At 49.2% G+C, this 15,806-nt stretch carries 15 protein-coding genes; 12 read left to right on the top strand and 3 right to left on the bottom strand.

Annotated elements, in window-relative coordinates:
* On the top strand, positions 1-456 hold the full coding sequence (locus M1E06_RS03695; protein ID WP_023856297.1) for a nuclear transport factor 2 family protein: 456 nt from the start codon (positions 1-3) through the stop codon (positions 454-456).
* On the opposite strand, the gene M1E06_RS03700 is transcribed toward M1E06_RS03695, so the two are convergent.
* Positions 453-1,673 carry a cytochrome P450, cyclodipeptide synthase-associated gene (locus M1E06_RS03700; RefSeq protein ID WP_035337710.1) on the bottom strand — a complete coding sequence of 407 codons (1,221 nt, stop codon included), beginning with the start codon at positions 1,671-1,673 and terminating at the stop codon, positions 453-455. The two genes, M1E06_RS03695 and M1E06_RS03700, sit on opposite strands and share 4 nt — an antisense overlap.
* Positions 1,670-2,419, bottom strand: a complete 750-nt coding sequence (locus M1E06_RS03705) for a tRNA-dependent cyclodipeptide synthase (protein ID WP_035337708.1) — start codon at positions 2,417-2,419, stop codon at positions 1,670-1,672. Before M1E06_RS03705 ends, M1E06_RS03700 begins: the two co-directional genes overlap by 4 nt.
* Before the next feature lie 526 nt (positions 2,420-2,945).
* On the opposite strand from M1E06_RS03705, the gene M1E06_RS03710 reads away from it, so the two are divergent.
* Positions 2,946-4,172: an MFS transporter gene (locus M1E06_RS03710; RefSeq protein ID WP_035337705.1), complete on the top strand. Its 1,227-nt coding sequence runs from the start codon at positions 2,946-2,948 to the stop codon at positions 4,170-4,172.
* A 19-nt stretch (positions 4,173-4,191) separates the two neighbouring features.
* Here the strand turns inward: M1E06_RS03710 and M1E06_RS03715 are convergent, their stop codons facing one another.
* Complete coding sequence (locus M1E06_RS03715) at positions 4,192-5,391, bottom strand: MFS transporter (protein WP_023856293.1); 1,200 nt, start codon at positions 5,389-5,391, stop codon at positions 4,192-4,194.
* A 358-nt stretch (positions 5,392-5,749) separates the two neighbouring features.
* Between M1E06_RS03715 and M1E06_RS03720 the strand changes: the two genes are divergently transcribed.
* From M1E06_RS03720 to M1E06_RS03765, 10 genes are all read left to right on the top strand, one after another.
* Positions 5,750-7,819, top strand: a complete 2,070-nt coding sequence (locus tag M1E06_RS03720; protein ID WP_020452961.1) for a bifunctional rhamnulose-1-phosphate aldolase/short-chain dehydrogenase — start codon at positions 5,750-5,752, stop codon at positions 7,817-7,819.
* A gap of 54 nt (positions 7,820-7,873) precedes the next feature.
* The gene (locus tag M1E06_RS03725) at positions 7,874-8,263 is read left to right on the top strand and encodes a sensory rhodopsin transducer (protein WP_023856290.1); all 390 of its coding nucleotides are present in this window, start codon (positions 7,874-7,876) and stop codon (positions 8,261-8,263) included.
* Positions 8,256-9,476 (top strand): L-rhamnose isomerase, encoded by a 1,221-nt coding sequence (gene rhaI, locus M1E06_RS03730; RefSeq protein ID WP_186440185.1) that lies wholly within the window; start codon positions 8,256-8,258, stop codon positions 9,474-9,476. The genes M1E06_RS03725 and rhaI overlap by 8 nt, the downstream gene beginning before the upstream one ends.
* Entirely contained in the window at positions 9,473-10,954 is a 1,482-nt protein-coding gene (locus tag M1E06_RS03735; RefSeq protein ID WP_216904437.1) for a rhamnulokinase, read from the top strand. The genes rhaI and M1E06_RS03735 overlap by 4 nt, the downstream gene beginning before the upstream one ends.
* Positions 10,955-11,033: 79 nt before the next feature.
* Complete coding sequence (locus M1E06_RS03740) at positions 11,034-11,795, top strand: DeoR/GlpR family DNA-binding transcription regulator (RefSeq protein WP_020452957.1); 762 nt, start codon at positions 11,034-11,036, stop codon at positions 11,793-11,795.
* Positions 11,796-11,880: 85 nt separating this feature from the next.
* The gene (locus M1E06_RS03745; RefSeq protein ID WP_003185255.1) at positions 11,881-12,432 is read left to right on the top strand and encodes a DJ-1/PfpI family protein; all 552 of its coding nucleotides are present in this window, start codon (positions 11,881-11,883) and stop codon (positions 12,430-12,432) included.
* Positions 12,433-12,556: 124 nt separating this feature from the next.
* Positions 12,557-12,862 (top strand): copper-sensing transcriptional repressor CsoR, encoded by a 306-nt coding sequence (csoR, locus tag M1E06_RS03750; RefSeq protein WP_020452956.1) that lies wholly within the window; start codon positions 12,557-12,559, stop codon positions 12,860-12,862.
* A gap of 94 nt (positions 12,863-12,956) precedes the next feature.
* The gene (copZ, locus tag M1E06_RS03755) at positions 12,957-13,166 is read left to right on the top strand and encodes a copper chaperone CopZ (RefSeq protein WP_095323712.1); all 210 of its coding nucleotides are present in this window, start codon (positions 12,957-12,959) and stop codon (positions 13,164-13,166) included.
* Between the two features lie 36 nt (positions 13,167-13,202).
* A complete protein-coding gene (locus M1E06_RS03760; protein ID WP_095323711.1) occupies positions 13,203-15,638 on the top strand; it encodes a heavy metal translocating P-type ATPase in 2,436 nt (811 codons plus the stop codon).
* Positions 15,635-15,784, top strand: a complete 150-nt coding sequence (locus M1E06_RS03765) for a hypothetical protein (RefSeq protein WP_023856286.1) — start codon at positions 15,635-15,637, stop codon at positions 15,782-15,784. The genes M1E06_RS03760 and M1E06_RS03765 overlap by 4 nt, the downstream gene beginning before the upstream one ends.
* The last annotated feature ends 22 nt before the right edge of the window (positions 15,785-15,806 follow it).

Raw genomic sequence — 15,806 nt, forward strand, 5'->3', positions numbered from 1 at the left:
ATGAATAAAAGTGAAGCCCAACAGTTTTTAAGCAGCATGTATCAGGACATCTTGAGTGAAATGAATACTGAAAAAATTCCCGATTATTTCAGCGAGAATTATGTTCAAGTAACCGACGGCAGTCAAATTGACCTTGTGCAGTTTAAAGATCACATGAGGACGCTGAAAAAGGTTGCCCGCACCATAACGGTGTCGCCCTTTCATGAGTTTTTGTTTGACGAGCGACTGCAAAGCGCAGCGGTCAGGTATACGGTCAATGTTGTCAAAACAAACGGAGACCGGGGGAGAATTGATGTCATCGCGATGTTTAAAATGAATGGTTTTAAAATCGTTCAATGCCACGAACTTTCACATGCGATCGAAGGGAAGGAGGATTTTGAAGAGCTGGCGAAGATCAGTGAGGCGGCAATTGAAAAAGCCTCCTCTCGGGAGGAGAAGGCTTTTTCACAAGATTAATGTTTCGTATCAAATCTGATGTTGAGCGAGACGGGGCCGCGTGTGTAAAGGCCTGTCTCACGGTAAACGAAGTCTTCCTCCAGCTGGATATTCTTCAGCTGATCCAGGACGATATTTGCGACAAGCTCGATTTCCGTCTTCGCAAACCCCGCTCCTACACAGTTGTGGACGCCTGAACCGAATGCGAGATGCCTGGCTGCGCCGCTGAATGCGCTTTTGACTTCCAGGTCGGTGCGATGGATGTTGAACTCGTCGGGATTCTCAAACGCTTCAGGATCGCGATTTGCCGCGCCTATCATGCAAAATACAGTCGTCCCTTCTTTGAGCTCGACTCCGGCGATCACCGCGTCCTGTGAAAGCTGGCGCGGGATGAGCTGCACCGGCGGCTTGTAGCGCAACGTCTCTGCGATGGCCTGAGGCAGGAGCGTACGGTCTTCCAGCACGTCATTCATTTGATCGGGATGATGAAGCAAATGATAAATCATTAATGCGAGCGTCTTGTCCGCCGGTTCCGTGGCGGCAAGCAATATATTGAGAATCAGCGCGCGGATGTCGCGGTCAGACATCGCTACTCCCTCGTATTCGGAAGTGCAAAGGATGGATATTAAATCATGGCCGGGGTTTTTGCGCCTTTCCTCGATAATCGGATTCAAATATTCAGCGAGCTGTTCACTGCATTTGAGGGAATGTTCCCGGTCTTCAGGTGCCTGATTCAAACTGGTAATGAAATCGGCGACGCCGCTGTGCCAGTTTCTCACTGTTTGGTGGTCGTTCTTGTCCAAACCTAAAATGTCCATCGTCACACAAACGGCGAACGTTTTGCCGAAATCATTGACAAGGTCGATCCGCCCTTTCTCAAGATGAGGGGCCAAAAGCCTTTGTGCATTTTCTTTGATGAGCGGTGTGAGGTGATCAAGGGATTCCCCGATAAAACGGCGCAGAACGATTCTCCTTTTCGCCGTGTGCTCTTTGCCTTTCATTTGGGCGAGCACAGGTCCGCGCATGACGGGCTCGGCTCGTTTGGCAAGCGATTTCGTTGTAAAGACATCCTGATTCTGGAGCACGCGGCGCACATCCTGGTAGCGGCTGATAAAATAGCTGTCCAGCGATTCTTCATAATGGACGGGATCAGATTCCCGAAGGTATGAGAAATATTGATAAGGATTCTCGTGATATTGTTCTGACAACACGCTGAATGTTTTTAGCGATTGATTCATACTCGTTCCTCCTGCAGGCTTTTAGATTCCACACTTTCGTCCGATTCGGAAACCATAAGATATCCTTGATTTGGGCGCATTTTGACGGCAAATTCATGACGGGAGATCTGTTCGCCGAGCTTCCATGGACGGTGATAAGCAAGAAGCGTCTCTTCGACGCCTAAAATATCAGGGGCGGCGATGAAAAACGGAAGTTCAGCGATGACGTATTCAACAGCCAGCTCCAGCATGGCGGCGCTGACCTCCTGGACATCCATCCGAATGCCCCGGGCCCGTCCGAGGATCGCCGCATGCGACATCTCCAGGCAGGCTTTGCGGAAATGCGGCTGGTCAAAAAAGGCGTCTTCGACTTCCATCCGCAAACGCTGGTATGCGGTCTGGTTCGCGAAATCGGAAAATGTATGAATGGCCTCGGGGTTGCCGCCATGCGCTTCCAACGCCTTTTCAGCGAATCTCCGGTTCCGTGAGACTTCTTTCCTGACTTTCCGTTCGGCCTTCCCATTCGGGGTGCCGAGCGCTTCGAGAAGGTTGGCTGCTTCCTTTCCGGCTAAAAGCACGGATACATGTTGAAATTCACGGACGGCCCAGCCGATAAGCCGATGAATGTAATCTTCGGAAAATCGGCTGTTAAACGGGCTGATGCCAATGAGAACATGGCGTCTGCGTTTTAGTATTTCATTGCAGTTTCGGGTAAGAGTTTCAGTTTTGAATGGCCGGTGTTTGCTCTCCATTGTAAGCTCTGTCATTGATTTCCTCCTTAACGGACATAGAATGACTTCTTTTGCAATCAATGATGGGATACGTGCGGTTTATCGAGCTGGGAATAGGCTGGTCTCAACTTCACGATGAATCGAGAAGAATACAGCGATGGTGCGGGTCATGATGAAGGGGTATCACATTTGTTCAATAGTTAAAGCAGAGCAAGAGTTTGAGCTCAAAATCAGACAAGATACAGCATGAAAGTTTACTAGTAAACAATAGTCATTTTATCCCTAACTTTTCCAGTTGTCAACACAAATCAAATTCAAAATATGAAAATATTCGTAACGTTTTTTGTGAATCTGAGGAATTTTGATCAGAAGGAACCTTTTTTTAAGGCGTTTTTCGAGTGAAGAAACCCGATAAGTAAAAAGTTTGTAAAAACTTTAAGGTTGCAGTAAGAAATGTTCGTTGACATTGATAAAGGAGTCATCTACAATTAATATTGTTAACCGGTGAACGATATTAAAGGAATTGTTAACGAATAAACAAAAACAAGGCAGGCGGTTTGACATGAGACCAATGAAATTAAATGCTTCTTTCATTATGTATTTTGTGTGTATCAGCGCCTTTTTCGCATCGTTGAATCAAAATATCTATTCACCCATCATTCCGTTAATCAGAGATTCGTTTCACGTTTCCGTATCGATGGTCAACCTGTCCGTCTCGCTGTTCATCTTCATTACAGCTGTGATGCAGATCATTGTCGGCTCAATTGTCGACTTTAAAGGATCGAGGTTTGTGATGATGGCGAGCATGATCGTAACGGTCATTGCTACAATCGGCTGCGCCGTCGCAAGGGATTTTGGACTGTTTCTTTTTTTTAGGGTGCTGCAGGCTTTAGGGACGGCAGCGCTTCCATTAATTGCGGCAACCACAATCGGATCTCTGTTCCAGGGAACGAAGCGGGGCAGTGCGATGGGGACTTATCAAATGCTGCTTTCCCTTGCACCGGCAGCGGCGCCTATTCTCGGCGGTTTTATCGGGGAGCGCTATAATTATCCAGGAATTTTTTGGTTTTTGGCAGTCTTGTCTGTTCTTTTGCTTTTCGGAAATGCGTTTTGCTTTCCGCAGAGCCATGCGGAGAAAAAGACCAATCTCAGCGCGGGCAGCCTGTTGTCGCATTATAAGGATATTTTCAAAAACAGGACGGGAAATGCCGTTTTGATATTAAGCTATCTTCTTTTCTTTATTTATTTTTCAGTGATCGTATATTTGCCGATTTTGCTGACTGATCATTATCACCTTGATCTGCAGATCGTCGGCTTGCTGTATTTGCCGATAGCGGTCAGTACGGTTGCCGGCAGCGTGCTGTTTAAGTGGATACAAAAGAGATTGTCGCTCGGACGCCTGTTTCTGATCGGCAATCTGACCGCCGCGGCCAGCGTCGTCTGTTTTGGCTTTACCCACTCGTTTTCACTTTTCGCGTTGTCGGCGGCCCTCGTTCTTTTCGGCGTCACGATGGGGCTGATCCCGCCGCTGTTCTCTACGATGATGGCAAATGAATTTGATGAGAACCGCGGCAGTGCGATGGGCATGTTTAATTTTATCAGGTATACGGGAATGGCCTGCGGTCCTGTTCTATCAGGCGTGTTATTAGGAATGTCATCTTCTGTTTTCGTTTTCGGCTGTTTCGGCATCGTCTATGCCGCGGCCGCCCTTTTGATGATCGCGATCATGCGGAAAGCAGCTCAGACAAAGACGCTGCAAGAACCAAACAAAAAAGCTGCCAGGTCTTAAAACCGGGCAGCTTTTTTAATTACAGATCCGTTCTCCACATTTCTTCTTTCACTTGTCTTTTCTCAGACACAAAGGCGAACATCGTCAGCGTCAGTCCGCACATGGTCATAAGCGCACCGCCTGTGGCAAGGTATGTGTAGGACTCTGATGCATGAAGAATGAGTCCGCCGATCCATGCGCCGAGCGCGTTGGCCAAGTTAAATGCAGCGATGCTGACAGAGGTGGCGATCGTTGTTCCGTGTTCAGACGCAGCCACGACCTTTGTTTGCAAAAGGGGCACCGTTCCGAAAGCGCCGGCTCCGAATAAAAACGTCACGATGATGGCGCCGGCAGGGTGTCCGCTGACAAAAGGGAAGGCCGCAAGGATCGCCATGAGCGCGATCATCACGCCGATCATGGAGCGGGTTAACAGGTGAAACGGCACCTTTCCGGCGTAGAAATTGCCGACGACTCCGCCAAATCCGTAGGCGAAAAGGGCGGCTGTAATGCCGAGGCTGCCAAAACCGGCAGAATGCCGCAGCATCGGTTCAATAAACGTGTAGGCGATGAATACACCTGAATAGCCGAAAATTGTGATAGCAAAAGAGAAAAGAACTTGTTTATTTTTAAACACATCCCATTCATGGATCAATTTAGGGACGACTTTCGGTTTTCTGTGCGGCACCGTCAGCCAAATGCCGGCGAGGCCGATCAATCCGAGGAATGCGATCATCAGAAAAACGATCCGCCAGTTGAAAAGGTCGCCTAAATAAGAACCGAACGGAACGCCGAGCATCAGGGCGATGGTCAAGCCGCCGTTCATTGAAGCGGCAGCGGCGGCCCGCTTTTCGGGCGGTACCATTTCGCTGACGAACACCATCGTCGTTGCAAAAAATGCGCCATGAATGGAAGCGGATAGGATTCTTGAGATCAACAAAACGGTGAAGTTCGGCGCCAGGAAACTGAGCGCATTCGACAGTACAAACACACTCATCAAGCCGATCAATACCGGTTTTCGCGGCATTTTGACCGACAATATGGTGACGATCGGCCCCGTCAGACAAACGCTTCCCGCATATGCCGTTACCAATAAGCCAGTAGATGAAATCGGAACAGAGAGATCCTTTGAAATGGAAGTCAATATACCCATAACGACATACTCTGTAAAGCCGATAGAAAATGTGCAAATCATAAAAATTGCGATGATCAGTTTGACTGGTGCGTGCAGTGTTTTATTCATCCTGACCCCTCCTTTTAAAAAACATGAGTTTATATATTAAAAGATTAAAAGCCGATTTTCAACCGTTTGTTGTGGATCAATATGTTCCCAAAACGGTTAGCCGTCGGGACAAAAAGCGTCATCATCATGATGCCAGCGCTTTCTTAAAATCTGACATTTTATTTTCAAAGGTTAAAACATTCCACATTCCTGCCCCCCCTACGGCTGCCTGCTGTTGGGGGTTTTTTATTTATAGACCGATTGAAACAGCTCTATCATAAAATGGCTTCTGAAAAAAGCGCTTACAAAACAAAACAAAATATGTTACTCTTTAAACAAACATATTCAAAAATAAACAAACAAAAACGGAGTGATACGTATGGTGGAATATTTATGGTCAGAAACTGAGGCTGCATCGCTGCGTCCGGGTCTTGACGAACTCGTCTACCGTTCCAACCTGATCGGCTCTGACCGATCGGTCTGCAACTGGGGCGGGGGAAACACATCGATGAAAACGACGGAAAAGGATTTCAGGGGCAGGGACATCGAGGTGATGTGGGTGAAAGGCAGCGGCTCGGACTTGGCGACGATGTCAGCGGGCCAATTTACCGGGCTGAGGCTCGATGATATTCGTCCGCTGATGGAACGGAGCAGCATGACCGATGAAGAAATGACGGCATATTTGTCCCATTGCATGATGGACGGAAAGCACCCGCGGCCGTCGATCGAAACGCTTCTTCATGCTTTTTTGCCGTTTCCGCATGTCGATCACACCCACCCCGATGCGATCATCAGCATCTGCTGCGCTGATAATGGAAAAGAGATCGCAGAGGAGATATTCGGCAGCCGCTTTGTATGGGTGCCTTATGTCAGACCGGGCTTCGCTTTATCGAAGCTGATAGCAGAAGGTGTGAAAAACAACCCGAATGCAGAGCTTGTTTTAATGGAGAAGCATGGGCTCGTCACCTGGGGGGAAACGGCGAAAGAAAGCTATGATCAGACGATTGCTGTGATTCGCGAAGCGGAAGCATACATTAAAAGCCGTTCAGAAGATCATCAGCCGTTTGGCGGACAGATGGTCGAGCCGCTTGCACCGGAGGACCGGAAACGGATTTTAGCCGATATCTTGCCAATTATCCGCGGCGCTGTCAGCGGAGAGAAACGCATGCTGCTCACATGGTGCGATGCTGATGATGTACTCGAATTCACGAACAGCAGGCGCGCTCCATCGCTTTCACAGGTCGGCGCCGCATGTCCGGATCACCTTGTGCATACAAAGCGGACGCCTGCCTATATTCCGTGGAATCCCGCTGAACAGGACACAGAGAAGCTGGTCGAACGGATCAAAACCGAGATTGCTAGGTTTAAAGAATCGTATGCCGCCTATTTTCAAAGAAACCGGCATGAAGGAGACGAGATGTTTGAACCGGCGCCGCGCGTGATGCTAATCCCGGGAATCGGCATGGTGGCAGCAGGTAAGAGCCTGGCGATGGCAAAGGTCAGCCGAGATTTATATCGGCGGGCGATTGCTGTCATGAAGGGAACAGAAGTCCTTGGAAACTTTGTATCTCTAAATGAGGAAGAATCCTACAATGTCGAATATTGGCCGCTTGAGCTTTATAAATTAACGCTTGCTCCGCCGGAAGCCGAATTTTCCCGCAAGATCGCATTTGTGACGGGAGGAGCGGGCGGAATCGGCAGCGAGACCTGCCGCCGCCTTGCTTCAGAAGGTGCGCATGTTGCTGTTGCTGACATTAATATAGAAGGCGCAGAAAAAACAGCCGCAGAGATTAATGAACAATACGGTGCGGAACGAGCATCCGCCGTCCGCATGGATGTGACGAAAGAAGAGGACGTTCAGGCGGCATTCGAGGAAATCGTCCTTAATTACGGCGGGATCGACATTCTCGTCAACAACGCGGGGCTTGCGACATCCAGCCCGCTTGATGAAACGACTCTCGAAGAATGGAATTTGAATATGAATGTACTTGGAACAGGATATTTTCTCGTCGCCAGAGAAGCTTTTAAGCAAATGAAAAGACAGGGTTCAGGCGGCAGCATGGTGTTTATCGGCTCGAAAAATTCCGTTTATGCAGGCAAAAACGCTTCGGCATACAGCTCAGCAAAAGCGCTTGAGGTTCATTTGGCGAGATGCATCGCCGCTGAAGGCGGACCGTATGGAATCCGCGTGAATTCAGTGCTTCCGGATGCGGTGCTTCAAGGGTCGGCCATCTGGGACTCCAAGTGGCGCGAAGAAAGAGCCGCCGCCTACGGGATTGAACCCGATCGGCTTGAAGAGCATTACCGCAAACGTACGACTCTTTCCGTCAACATTTATCCCGCCGACATCGCCGAAGCGATCGCTTATTTCGCTTCAGAAAAAACGGCAAAAACGACGGGATGCATGCTGACGGTTGACGGGGGAGTGCCGGCCGCATTTTCAAGGTAATTGGAAAGGAACGGCTTCGGCCGTCCTTTCAGAAAACAAAGGGGGAAAAGGGAGATGAAGGGCGAGACCCACTGGATCATACCGGACGGTTTTATTCCTCCGGAAAGTTCCGGAAGCTTGACGAGCCATGAAGCCATCTGTGTTTTAAATTGCCATGAAGAAGACGCAAACCTTGCGATCACAGTATACTTTGAAGACCGTCCGCCGCTCGAAGGCATTCCCGAGACGGTTCAGGGCAAGAGAACGAAGCATATTCGCACAAGTTCTTTGCACCGAGCAGGAGAACGCATTCCTGAAAATGTTCCTTATGCGATCGAGATCGCAAGCGATGTACCTGTGATCGTCCAGTACAGCCGGCTGGACACAACCCAGCCGGAACTTGCGTTAATGTCAACCATGGCATATCCGTTAAAAACAAGGGGGAAGGGTGTACATGATGAATGACCGGGCTTACGCTTTATTTGAAGAACAGCAGAAAGACAGAGGCATCAGCCTTTCTGAAGTAAAGGAAAAATTGAAAGCGCTTAAAATCGAGACGCCTTCATGGGGATACGGGGACTCGGGCACGCGCTTCAAAGTGTTTCAGCAAGAGGGCGTACCGAGGGATCCATTTGAAAAAATGGAAGATGCATCAGTCGTTCACAAATTAACCGGAACTTGTCCTTCCGTCGCCATCCATATTCCGTGGGATCAAGTTGATGATTACGGAAAGCTGAAAGCGCACGCCGAGCAGCTTGGCCTTGCCGTCGGCGCCGTGAATCCGAACTTGTTCCAGGACGATGACTACAAATTCGGAAGCGTCACAAACGTTAAAGCGGACATTCGCCAAAAAGCGACTGAGCAATTGCTCGAATGCGTCGATATTGCAAAACAAACAGGATCCAAGGAAATCAGCCTCTGGCTTGCCGACGGAACCAACTATCCCGGTCAGGGCGACATCAGAAAACGGAAAAATTGGATGTATGAGTGTCTGGCTGAAGTATACGAAGCGCTTGAAGATGATATGCGGCTCTTGATTGAATACAAGTTTTTTGAGCCGGCATTTTATCATACAGACCTGGCGGATTGGGGGATGGCTTACAATTTGGCGCAAAAGCTCGGGCCGAAGGCTGAGGTGCTCGTCGACACCGGCCACCATCCCCAAGGGACGAACATCGAGCACATTGTCGCTTATTTGCTTGACGAAAAACGTCTCGGAGGCTTTCATTTCAACAGCCGCAAATACGCTGATGACGATTTGATCGCAGGCGCGCACAACCCGTACGAACTGTTTCTCATTTTTTATCAAATTTTGGACGCCTGCCGTGATTCCGACCCGAATGTCCGGAAGACGGCCGAACATATTTCGTATATGCTTGATCAATGCCATAATCTCGAACCTAAAATCCCGGCTGTACTGCGCTCGGTCATGAATGTGCAGACTCAATTTGCAAAAGCGCTTTTGATCAACTTCGATGAAGTGAAGAAAGCGCAGGAAAATCATGACGTTCTTGCCGCAGAGGCTGCGATCCGCGAAGCATTTGAAATTGACGTCAAACCGCTCCTTTACGCCGTGCGGGAGGAAATGAACGTCCCGCCTGATCCGCTCAAAGCTTATGCGGAAAGCGGGTATGCGGAGAAAATACTGGCACGCGGCAAAGGCGGTGCAAGCTGGTGACGATTCTCGCTTTTGATCTTGGTGCGTCGAGCGGCAGAGCTTATGCAGGTCATGTGGACGGCGGTCTGATCAAAGCGGAGGAAATTCACCGTTTTCCAAATCAGCCCGTTCAGGCGGGAAAACACCTTTATTGGGACATTCTCAGGCTTTATCATGAAATCAAAAAAGGCATTTTAAAGGCGAAAAACGGCTGCGGACGAATCAGCTGTATCGGAATCGATTCATGGGCAGTTGATGTCGGCTTTCTCGATCGTAACGGAGAGCTGTTGGGGAACCCTTATCATTACCGAGACCCTTACACGGACGGAATGATGATGGAGGTGCTGAATGAAATTGGAAAAGAAGAGCTGTTTTCAAGAACCGGTATTCAACTTTTGCCGTTCAACACCATCTTTCAGCTCCGGGCGCTGAAAAAAGCGAATTCTCCGCTGTTGGAACACGCGGAAACGCTTTTAATGATTCCTGATTTGCTGCGCTATTTTTTAACGGGCGAGAAAAAAAGCGAGTTTACAAATGCGACGACAACTCAGCTGTTCAACCCGAAAACGTTAGATTGGGATTGGGAGCTCATCAGCCTTATGGGACTCCCGGCCAATATTTTTCCGAAGGATATAGCAAAACCAGGAAGCGAAGCGGGGAGGCTGTCACAATCAGTGTGCAGCGAATTGTCGGTGCCTGCCGTACCGGTCATTGCCGTCGGCGAACATGACACGGCTTCTGCAGTTGTCGGCGTTCCCGCTGAAACGGAAGACTTTGCATATTTGATTTGCGGCACCTGGTCGCTGATTGGAACTGAACTTGACACTCCGCTGATGTCAAAACAGGCGCTCGATTGGAATTTTACAAATGAGGGCGGTGCAGGCGGTACATTCCGCTTTTTAAAAAACATTATGGGATTGTGGCTGTTCCAGCGCTGTCAGGCGGATTGGGAAAAAGACGGGATCAGCTATTCGAGCGTCGAGCTTGTCAAACTTGCCGGACAGTCGGAAGCATTCAGGTCGGCGGTTGACCCGGATGACCCGATGTTTCTTAATCCCGTGCATATGCCTGAGGCGATCAGGGAGTATTGCCGTGCAACTGGGCAGCACGTGCCGGAAACGCCCGGACAGATGATCCGCTGCGTGCTGGAAAGCCTTGCGTTTAAATACCGGTTTACGCTTGAACGGATTGAAACATTGACAGGAAAAGAATATGACGGACTTCACATGGCGGGCGGAGGGATTCGAAATGAACTGCTGTGCCAATACACGGCGAATGTACTGGCCAGAAATGTATGGGCCGGACCGTCAGAGGCGAGCGCCATCGGCAACATTGCCGTACAGGCCATCGCACTCGACATGTTTTGGGATATTCAAAGCGCCCGAAAAGCGATCAGGACTTCCTTCCCTCAAAAAACGTATGTACCGGAAGATACAGAAGCGTGGGAGGCGGCATACCGCCGCTATACAAGTCAGATTCTCGGCGCCGCTTCCCGCTGAAAACATTTCCTGTATCGGCGCTGATGCGCTATCATGAAAGTAACAGTGACTTTTACCAAAAAAGGAAGGAAGTAAACGGATGCTTGTAGCTGAAAGACACCAAAAAATCGTCGAGCTTGTCAATCTGCGCTCGAGCGTACGCGTCACAGAACTGAGCGAGCTTTTTTCCGTCACGGAAGAAACGATCAGGCGCGATCTGGAAAAGCTTGAGAAGGAAAATAAGCTGAAAAGAAGTCATGGCGGCGCTGTCAGCGTACAGACCGAAGAAGCGGAGGTGCATTTTCGCGAGCGCGAAATTACAAACGTAAACGAAAAAAAGATGATTGCATTTGAAGCCGTTAAGCACGTGAAAAGCGGGGAACGAATAATTCTTGATGCCAGCACGACGGCATGGTACATGGCAAAAGCGCTTGAAAACATCCCGCTGACCGTCATCACCAATTCAGTCAGAGTCGCGATTGAACTCAGCAAAAAAGAAAAGGTGACGGTCATTTCAACCGGCGGGATGCTGCTGCCGCAATCGATGTCATATGTCGGTCCTTTGGCTGAGCGCTCCCTTGATATGTATCACGTCAACAAAACATTTCTGTCTTGCAAAGGCGTCGACCCTGCGAGCGGTTTGAGCGATTCAAACGAAATGCAGGCGCTGTTGAAAAAACGGATGATCGAGATTGCGGACGAAACGATCTTGATGGCGGACAGCAGCAAATTCGGGACCCGTGCTTTCTCGCAAATCGACCGCCTTCATAACGGATACAGGATCATCACAGATTCAGGAATTGACAAAGCAAACCTTGCCCTCTTGAAAGACATTACAGAGACCATCACGATCGTCGGCTGAAATCAAGCTCCTCAAGCACTTGATTTTAAAATCAGGCGCAAATGGGATAAAATAGAAGAGTGAAAAAGGAAAGGAGATGTTTTTGATGGCGAAAAAGATTTTGATCGTAACGGGCGACGCAGTTGAAGCGCTGGAAGTGTATTATCCTTATTACCGCTGTCTTGAAGAGGGCTATGAAACGACGATCGCCGCACCGAAAAAGAAAAAGATTCATACGGTTGTTCATGACTTTCTGGATTGGGATACATACACCGAAAAGCCGGGCTATTTAATTGACGCGCATGCTTCATTTGATGAGATTGATCCGTCCGAATACGACGGTATCATCATTCCGGGCGGACGCGCGCCGGAATTTATCCGGATGTACGATTCCCTGCTGAAAATTGTTGCTCATTTCTTTGAGGAAAATAAACCGGTCGGCGCGATTTGTCACGCGAGCCTGATTTTCACAAGCCTGAGAGAACATCTGAAAGGTCGGGAGCTGACGGCTTACATCGCCTGCAAACCGGAAGTCGAAGCCGCGGGCGCGACTTATGTAGAGGAGAAGCTTCATGTCGACGCCAATCTGGTCTCAGGCCATGACTGGTCCAATCTGCCGGAGTTTATGAGAGAATTTTTTAAAGCGTTAAACAAATAATATGCAGGGACGACCCCGCAGAAAATTGGGGTTGTCTCTTTTTTTTAGACATGTTTCGCTTCGCATTTTATAATGGTACAAACGGGTAACTTGGACAAAATACAATGGAAAGAGAGGTGCTCCGATGTCAGCAGATCATCATGAACACACATTAAATCCCAAAAGTTCTAAAGGAAAAGAACAAATCACAAACCGCTTAAAGCGGATTGAAGGGCAGGTCAGAGGCATTCAAAACATGATCGAAAATGACCGCTACTGCGTCGATATTCTCGTTCAAATCTCAGCTGTGCAAGCCGCGATGCAAAAGGTGGCTTTCAGCCTGCTTGAAGATCATACCCACCATTGTGTCGCAAACGCGATTAAAAGCGGTGAAGGCGAAGAGGCCATCGAGGAGCTGCTTGATGTGTTTAAGCGTTTTTCAAAGTCGTAAACGAAAAAAGGGAAAATCGTTTTCTTGAAATACCCTACAGGGGTATGGTAATATAAAACCGATCAATATCATCAAACCATAGGAGGTTTTCAATATGGAACAAAAAACACTGAAAGTCGAAGGCATGTCTTGCAACCACTGTGTTCAGGCAGTAGAAGGAAACGTCGGAAAGCTTGGCGGAGTAGAGTCCGTTAAAGTGAATTTAAGCGAGGGCAAGGTCCAAGTTTCGTTTGATTCAGGCAAAGTATCGCTGAAAGAAATCATCGATACGATCGAAGATCAGGGGTATGATGTCGCAGGCTAATGTATACCTATAAGGGGTATATAAGGAGTGAAGGATATGGACGGACAAAAAGAAGCCACCCTCCAAATCTCTGGCATGACCTGCGCCGCCTGTGCGGCGCGGATCGAGAAAGGGTTGAAAAGGCTTGACGGCGTTCAGGACGCAAATGTGAACTTGGCGCTGGAAAAATCAAAAATCGTTTATGATCCGGGGCAAATCGAAGTCGGACAGCTGGCTGAAAAAGTCGAATCGCTCGGCTATCAAGTTCCAGCGGAAAAAGCCGAATTCGCAATTTCCGGCATGACGTGTGCGGCTTGCGCCAACCGGGTTGAAAAGCGCCTCAACAAGCTGCCGGGCGTCAAAAACGCCGCCGTCAACTTTGCCATAGAGACTGCGGCAGTCGACTATCATACCGGTGCGGTTTCGCCGGAGGAAATGATTGAAGCCGTTGAAAAGCTCGGCTACAAACTCGAGCTGAAAAAAGACCAAACTGCGGATGGAGCGGCGGAACAAAGAAAAAAAGGCATTCAGCGTCAAACCGGCAAGTTTATTTTTTCGGCCATTTTATCTTTTCCGCTGCTCTGGGCAATGGTCAGCCATTTCAAATTCACGTCATTTATATGGCTGCCGGGGATGTTCATGGATCCCTGGGTTCAGTTCGCGTTGGCGACACCGGTTCAGTTTATCGTCGGGAAACAGTTTTACACAGGGGCTTATAAAGCGCTTCGGAACAGAAGTGCGAACATGGATGTGCTGGTCGCTCTCGGCACGTCTGCCGCGTATTTCTACAGCTTGTATTTAAGCATTGAAAGCCTCGGCACGAACCGGCATCCGGACGGACTTTATTATGAAACAAGCGCCATCCTCTTAACCTTGATCATTTTAGGAAAGCTGTTTGAAGCGAAAGCGAAAGGGCGCTCATCCGAAGCGATCAAAAAGCTGATGGGGCTGCAGGCAAAGACGGCGACCGTCGTCAGAAACGGCGAAGAGATGACCGTGCCGATTGAAAACGTATTGGCAGGCGACATCATGTACGTGAAGCCCGGTGAAAAAGTACCGGCAGACGGAGAGATTGTCGAAGGACGTTCTGCGCTGGATGAATCAATGATCACCGGTGAAAGCATCCCTGTTGACAAGACGGTTGGAGATCCGGTTATCGGTGCTACAATCAATAAAAATGGATTTTTAAAAGTAAGAGCAGAAAAAGTAGGCAAAGATACTGCGCTGGCGCAGATTATAAAAGTCGTGGAAGAGGCGCAAGGTTCAAAAGCTCCGATTCAACGGCTCGCAGACCGGATTTCCGGGGTTTTTGTGCCGATTGTCGTGGCGATCGCAGTCATCACATTTCTCGTCTGGTATTTGGCGGTTAGCCCCGGTGAATTCGGCACGGCGCTGGAAAAGCTGATTGCGGTGCTTGTGATCGCATGTCCGTGTGCGCTCGGTTTGGCAACACCGACTTCGATCATGGCCGGATCGGGCCGTGCGGCTGAATTCGGAATTTTATTCAAAGGCGGCGAACATTTGGAGACGGCTCACCGCTTGGAGATGATCGTGCTTGACAAGACGGGGACGGTCACAAATGGAAAGCCTCAGCTCACAGATGTGCGCACTGAACCATGGATCGATGAAACATCGTTTCTCAAGCTTATCGGTGCTGCGGAAAAAAACTCTGAACATCCGCTTGCTGAAGCCATTGTCGAAGGCGTTAAAAAGAGAGAGATAGAACCGGCCTCCGCAGACAGCTTTGAAGCGATACCCGGTTATGGTATCGAAGCCGCAGTCAATGAAAAACGGATTTTGATCGGCACAAGACGGCTGATGGAAAGCCGTGATATTGACATTCAAGAGGCGCACAGCGAAATGGAGAAGTTTGAAACACAAGGAAAGACGGCGATGCTTGCCGCCATCGACGGTCGGTTTGCCGGGCTGATCGCCGTCGCCGATACGATAAAAGACACGTCGAAGAGAGCGGTGAAAAGGCTGCATGATATGGGGCTTGAAGTCGTCATGATCACCGGAGACAACCGGCGGACGGCAGAAGCGATTGCTGCTGAAGCCGGCATTCAGCATGTCATTGCAGAAGTCCTGCCTGAAGGAAAAGCAGATGAAGTGAAGAAAATCCAGGCAAAAGGCAAAAAAGTCGCGATGGTCGGCGACGGCATCAATGATGCGCCGGCACTGGCGGCAGCCGATACCGGAATGGCGATCGGAACGGGGACTGACGTCGCCATGGAAGCCGCCGATATCACCTTGATCCGCGGCGATTTAAACAGCATCGCCGATGCGATCCTCATGAGCAGGCTGACGATCAAAAACATTAAACAAAACCTTTTCTGGGCGTTTGCCTACAACAGCATCGGCATTCCGTTCGCGGCCGTCGGGCTTTTGGCCCCGTGGATCGCAGGTGCCGCGATGGCGTTCAGTTCGGTCTCGGTCGTTCTGAATGCACTCAGGCTGCAAAAGGTGAAGCTTGATTGGAGGAATCCGTCTTGAAGGATAAAACAGTGCTCGTTTGGACGGTTTCGGCGGTTGTTTATGTAGGAATTGTCATGCTCGTATACAGCATATTGGCCGCTCAGGAACCGATACCCGATGAAAAGCCTCATGACGGTCATGCTTTAGAAGAGCATGCCAAATGATTTGAAAAAGCCGGATGTTAAA

This window comes from Bacillus sp. AK124, from assembly GCF_053903085.1.